Source organism: uncultured Maritalea sp., assembly GCF_937139385.1.
Classification (GTDB): Bacteria; Pseudomonadota; Alphaproteobacteria; order Rhizobiales; family Devosiaceae; genus Maritalea; species Maritalea porphyrae_A.
Window position 1 is genome coordinate 1 of record NZ_CAKZPW010000090.1, and the last position, 6,679, is coordinate 6,679.

Below are 6,679 nucleotides of genomic sequence, written 5' to 3' on the forward strand. Positions count from 1 at the left end.
GTGACGTTAGAAAAAAGCGCAAACTTTGCGCATATGCAACAGCTCACTCATCAGCTTATTTCACTCTTGGTGCGACTGGATTTGCGCGAGTTCATTGACCAACCGCGCGCCGCCGAATAAGCAAGAACTCAAATATTTCAAATTTTTTCCGAAAAAGGGGCCGCCCGAAGCGGCCCTAGTCAAGGGAGGAAACGTTAGCAGCTCAAAGCAATATTTGCTGAGTTGCCAATGCATCATGCATCTACTGGGGTGAACTGATTTGCCCCAAAATGCAAGCCATCAACCAACAACAAAACAACCAATTCGATAAGCTGTTGCCAAAATGACTCTACCAAAACCATAGAACAGCAGTGTAAAGATTTCCTAAACCTTCATCAAAATCCAACAAAACCAGCAAGTTGATAGAAAAAAATGAAAAATCCACGAATAGAATCCACCGAAGATTTGGATTTCGATTTAATTCACAGAATTTTGCTGGAAGCATCTGAAAAAGCGCAGGATATTACGCTTAAATACTTCCGTAAAACTATCGATGTTGAGAATAAACTGCAAAGCGGGTTCGACCCTGTCACCGCCGCAGACAAGGAAGCAGAATTGGCGATCCGCGCCGTTATCGCGAACCATTTCCCAGACCATAGCATATTTGGCGAAGAATGGGACAACAAGGAAACGAACAGTCCGTTCAGCTGGATCATTGATCCCATCGATGGCACCCGCGCCTTTATCTGCGGCTTGCCGGTGTGGGGCACACTGATCGCCCTTACCTATCAAGGTGAAGCAATTGCTGGCCTCATGAGCCAGCCCCACATCGGAGAGAATTTTGTCGGATTGCCAGGCAAGTCATTTCTAACACGCAACGGCACACACAGTGATTTGCGTACAAGCGGCGTAAAAGAATTGGGCCAAGCCAACTTATTCACCACATCGCCTCGCATCTTCTCGCGCGCATCTTCTCTTGCTGCATATGACAGACTGGAAAACAATGTAAAGCTCGCGCGCTATGGACTGGACTGCTACGCCTACGCGATGCTGGCCTCTGGCCATGGCGAGTTGGTGGTCGAAGAAGACCTTAAAAACGTCGACATAGCTGCAATGATCCCCATTATCGAACAAGCTGGCGGCATTGTCAGCACCTGGTCAGGTAAACAAGCCTCCAACGGCGGACAAATCATCGCGGCAGCCAATGAAGAAATCCACAGAGCGGCTTTGGAAGTGCTTGCGCCTGCAGCAATCGATTAGATTGCTAACCAGCTAAAAACCTTTGGTTTGTTCAGTGATAAAGGCATCAAAGGCGGCAAACGCCTGCGCACGAATGGCATCCGTTTCCATGAAAATCTCATGGCGGGAGTTGGGCAACACAGCGTGGCGTCCAATGCGCATACTGATCCCCAACTGCTCAATCGCGGGGGTCGAGACCACACTGTCAGACGCCGCCCCCAACATGAGCACCGGCAACCGAATTTCGGAGGCAAACTCGCTGGTGTTTGCGCGCAACATCGCTTTAAACGACGCGGCGCCCCAACCGATGGACGGCGCGCCAATTTCCAAATCGGGACGGTGATCAAGCGTTTTTACCATGCGCATATAACGTGAATGATCAGATGTTATGTCATTGCCCGGAAATGTTGCTTCACTCGGATGGGGGAAATTCCATGGATTAAGCGGCAATCTTCCAAGACCAAGATATTTACCAGCGCCCAAAATTGTCGCTGCTGTTGCAAGGCTCACGCCCGTATCCACCGACACCATTGGCGCACTTAAAAACACCCGGTCAAACATCAATCTATCGCGGGTTGCAGCCAATAAAGACACCAGACCACCCATTGAGTGACCCACCAGGAAATAGGGCGGCGGGCAATCGGGCAGCAAGATCTGCGCATGAAAATCCACAAGATCCGTCACATAGTCGTCGAAATCCTCAACATAGCCAAGTTTGGGGTTGCTTATTAGCCGGTCGGACCCACCCTGCCCGCGCCAGTCGAACGCTGCCACCTGAAAACCACGCGTTTGAAAATCAACAATCGTTTCAAAGTATTTTTCTATATATTCAGTCCGCCCCTGCACCAAACAAATGGTGCCGCGCTTTTTTTGACCAAGCGCGGGAAATATAGCGTAACGCAATCGCACTCGATCTTGGGTCGAAAAATATCCTGCTTGCGCCCCCTCTGGAATAGGGTTTGAAGGAATATTGGCAAGTTCGGGGCCCAAAACCTGAGCAACTGACGACGATTTGGCTGGCAAAGACATAAAGCCCCACAAAATTGAAAATAGGCAAAATTCACTGTCCTATTTAGTAAGGCACCGCAGACAAAAAAACCAGCAATCCGAAATGAATTGCTGGTTCTTTTTGTGAGATGCCATGCGGGGGGCGGATGATGGCATCTCATTTTTCAATTGGTGTGACGTTTTTCGAAGTGATCAGACTTTTTGCTCGCCACATTCAAACAATTACCAAGGACCGACTGAACGATTTCCGAAGCCAGCATTCATATTCGGTTCATCGAAGGTAATTTAACTTCATCGCCTCTTGAAAACAAAAAAATAGGCACAACATATTTGACGTTGGCTGCCACTGAAGGGGCCAACTTGAACCGCCGCCGCTCCAAAGTGGGGCCGTTCAATTTGTTAAATCGATGCATGTTGCTCACAGGAGAATATGTTATGCAAACTCTAGACCTTTCCCCATTCTACCGCTCAACCGTGGGCTTTGACCGCCTATTTTCGCTTCTTGATGACCAAGCCCCCCAAGAGGCCAACGCATTTCCACCCTATAACATCGAGCGCACGGGCGAATTCACCTATCGCATCTCTATGGCCGTCGCGGGCTTTTCCGCTGACGATATCGTCATCGAGACCAAAGAAAACGCGATAAGCGTCAAAGGGGCCAAATCAACCTCTCAGACGGAACAGAAGCGCGAATTCTTGCACCGCGGCATCGCTGAACGATCATTTGAACGTCGGTTCCAATTGGCGGACCATGTAGAAGTTCAAGGCGCAGATCTGCAAAACGGACTGTTGCACATTGATCTGGTGCGTGAGCTGCCCGAAAGCAAACGTCCACGCAAGATTGCAATTGGGACGGATAAAGCAAATGAAACAAAGACTATTGAAAACGAAGTGAAGAACTAAACTGCAACTAGTTCGTCTATTTCAATAGTACCTGATTCTATACAAACGACAGGCGCAGTTATTGTAAATTTACTGCGCCTGTTTCATCATTTACATTAAAGCTATTCTCGCACACTGCGACAAAAAAACTTATCCACCCGTCTTGCCCTTCTCTCAATTTTCTGGCAATCTCCCACTCAAAATAGGACAGCAATATTGTCCATTATAAAACACCGCGACGCCCATTTCTAATTTGTGATAGTTAGAGTGAGGTGTTGAACGTGTGTCAAATGTCGCTGGTAAAGCGCTAGGGGAGAGTTCGAAAATTCGAGCTCGCAAGTTGAACGGCAACAAGTCACTTGGCCGTTCTTTTGAAAATTGTTTGCGCAACGTCGCAACGAGCCGCTTGTGGTATTCCAACAAGCGACCCGAGCATGATGACCTGACCAATTTTTACCCATTCGGGTAAAAAGGACGACACTTTTGAAGGAGGGGCTTATGGCCAACAGCATGACAACATTGATGGGGAGCACATCGATGACCGCCAAATCTGCTTACAATGGCCGCCCTGCCAAACAGGGTCTATATGATCCTGCCAACGAACATGATGCGTGTGGTCTTGGCTTCATCGCCAATATTGACAACACAAAAACCCATGAAATCGTTCAAAATGGGTTGGATATTCTGATCAACCTCACCCACCGTGGTGCAGTAGGCGCTGACCCGTTAATGGGAGATGGGGCCGGCATGCTGGTACAAATCCCGCATGCGTTCTTCGCCAAATCCGTCAACTTCGATTTGCCAAGCCAAAGCGAATATGCCGTGGCCATGCTGTTTTATCCAAATGACCCAGAGCTTAAAGCAAAGTGCGCTGCAAAACTGTTGGAATGCGCCAGCAAAGAAGGACTAGAGGTTCTTGGCTCACGCGAAGTGCCAACGGATAACTCATGTCTTTCTCAAGGTGTAATTGGAACGCAACCCATCATCGAGCAGGTTTTTCTCGCGCGCCCTGAGGGGATGGATGCCGACGCGTTCGAAACCAAACTTTTGATCACCCGCAAAGTCATCTCGAACACAATTTATGCAGCCTTGCCTGAGGCCGACAACGACAATGGATTTTATGTTGTGTCCATGTCCGCCCGCACAATTGTGTATAAAGGCATGTTCTTGGCCAATCAGCTGGGTCCATTTTATCCTGACCTAGCCGACAAAGATTTCACATCTGCACTGGCATTGGTGCACCAGCGTTTTTCCACCAACACTTTCCCTTCTTGGAAGCTTGCTCACCCTTATCGCTTTGTGGCCCACAATGGTGAGATCAACACCATTCGCGGCAACGTAAACTGGATGGCGGCACGTCAGGCTTCGGTTTCATCGGACCGGTTTGGCGATGATATTGAGAAAATCTGGCCAATTTCCTATGAGGGCCAATCAGATACAGCTTGCTTTGACAATGCTCTAGAATTCCTCGTGCGTGGTGGCTACGACCTGCCCCATGCTGCCATGATGATGGTACCCCAAGCTTGGGCAGGCAACCCACTGATGAACGAAGAGCGCAAAGCGTTCTACGAATATCACGCTGCTATTATGGAACCTTGGGATGGCCCTGCAGCTTTGACCATGACAGATGGTCGACGGATCGCTGCAACGCTTGACCGCAATGGATTGCGCCCCGCACGTTATTGCGTCACCAAAGGTGGCCAAATCATTCTTGCGTCCGAAGCAGGCGTTCTAGATATCCCAGAAGACCAAATCGTTGAAAAATGGCGCTTACAGCCAGGCAAAATGCTGCTCGTGGATTTGGAAGCTGGCAAAATCATTTCAGACGATGAAATCAAAACAAAACTTGCGCAGAAAAACCCTTACCAAAAATGGTTGGGGCGCACTCAAATCGTGCTCGAAGACGTGCCGGCCGTTGATCGTCATCCATTGAAATCTTCGGAAAGCCTGTTGGATCGTCAGCAAGCCTTTGGCTACACAACTGAAGACATCAAATTTTTGATGACCCCAATGGCCACAACTGGCCAAGAGGCAGTTGGCTCAATGGGTACAGATACGCCCATTTCGGCCCTTAGCGACAAATCAAAAGTTCTCTATAGTTATTTCAAACAGAACTTCGCGCAAGTGACCAACCCGCCGATCGATCCGATCCGGGAAGAAAGCGTGATGAGCTTGATCTCATTCATCGGCCCACGCCCGAACCTGTTTGACCTTGAGGGCCTATCCACCCAAAAACGGCTTGAAGTGCGTCAACCTATCCTCACCAATGAGGACCTGGAGAAGATCCGCACGATCGGAAATATTGGCGACAATCAGTTCCTAACCGAAACCATCGACATCACCTACGCGGCCGAAAAGGGCGCCGACTGGATGGAAGTGGCTTTGGAAGCTATTTGCGACCGTGCCGAAAGCGCGGTGCTTTTGGGCCTTAACATCATCGTTCTGTCAGACCGTTTGCTCAGCAACGACCGGATCGCCATACCAGCCCTTTTGGCAACGGCAGCCGTACACCACCACTTGATCCGCAAAGGTTTGCGCACATCTTGCGGATTGGTTGTTGAAACTGGTGAAGCCCGCGAAGTCCATCACTTTGCTGTGCTTGCCGGCTATGGCGCTGAAGCGATCAACCCCTATTTGGCATTTGAAACCATCGCAGCGCTTCAAGCTGAGGGTCAGTTCCCGCCTGAAGTGGATGAACATGAGTGCGTAGAGCGCTACATTAAATCCATTGGCAAAGGCCTACTAAAAGTCATGTCCAAAATGGGCATTTCAACTTTCCAATCTTATTGTGGTGCCCAGATTTTTGATGCTGTTGGCCTTTCCACTGAGTTTGTTGAAAAATTCTTCTTTGGCACGGGCACTTCGATTGAAGGTGTTGGTCTGAAAGAAGTGGCACGCGAGACCGTGGATCGCCATGCAATGGCATTCGGCAATGATGCAACTTTGGCCCACTCACTGGATGTTGGTGGAGAATACCAATATCGCACACGCGGCGAAGCCCACGCTTGGTCTCCAAATGCAGTTGCTGACCTGCAGCACGCCGTGCGCACCGCCGAGCAATCACCGGCATCCGCACAGGCCAAATATGATGCCTTCGCCAAAGCCATCAATGACGCTTCGGCTGAGCTATTGAACATCCGCTCGCTGTTTGAAATCAAGCCGATTGGCGAGCCTATCGACATTTCAGAGGTTGAACCGGCCAACGAAATCGTCAAACGCTTTGCAACTGGTGCGATGTCTTTTGGATCGATCAGCCGCGAAGCACATACGTCACTTGCGGTCGCCATGAACAAAATCGGCGGCAAATCCAACACGGGTGAAGGTGGCGAAGAACCTGACCGCTACAACCCAATGCCCGATGGAACATCTAACCCGGAACGTTCAGCCATCAAACAAGTGGCGTCCGGCCGGTTTGGCGTAACAACAGACTATCTGGTCAACGCCGATATGATCCAAATTAAAGTGGCGCAAGGTGCAAAACCGGGTGAAGGCGGGCAATTGCCTGGCCACAAAGTGGATGCAGTGATCGCCCAGACACGTCACTCAACACCAGGCGTTGGTCTAATTTCTC

At 49.7% G+C, this 6,679-nt stretch carries 4 protein-coding genes; 3 read left to right on the plus strand and 1 reads right to left on the minus strand.

All coding sequences use genetic code 11. The annotated features are described in order from the left end of the window. Positions 1 to 411 precede the first annotated feature (411 nt). Positions 412 to 1,239 carry a histidinol-phosphatase gene (hisN, locus tag Q0231_RS03760; protein ID WP_299345275.1) on the plus strand — a complete coding sequence of 276 codons (828 nt, stop codon included), beginning with the start codon at positions 412 to 414 and terminating at the stop codon, positions 1,237 to 1,239. A 12-nt stretch (positions 1,240 to 1,251) separates the two neighbouring features. Here hisN and Q0231_RS03765 read toward each other — a convergent pair whose 3' ends face one another. Beyond that, positions 1,252 to 2,247, minus strand: coding sequence for an alpha/beta hydrolase (locus Q0231_RS03765; RefSeq protein WP_299345278.1), 996 nt, complete (start codon positions 2,245 to 2,247; stop codon positions 1,252 to 1,254). A 414-nt stretch (positions 2,248 to 2,661) separates the two neighbouring features. Between Q0231_RS03765 and Q0231_RS03770 the strand changes: the two genes are divergently transcribed. Together Q0231_RS03770 and gltB are read left to right on the plus strand one after the other, a co-directional pair. Beyond that, on the plus strand, positions 2,662 to 3,129 hold the full coding sequence (locus Q0231_RS03770) for an Hsp20 family protein (RefSeq protein WP_299345281.1): 468 nt from the start codon (positions 2,662 to 2,664) through the stop codon (positions 3,127 to 3,129). Positions 3,130 to 3,630: 501 nt separating this feature from the next. After that, the coding region (gene gltB / locus Q0231_RS03775; protein WP_299345285.1) for a glutamate synthase large subunit at positions 3,631 to 6,679 on the plus strand (3,049 nt) is incomplete at its 3' end.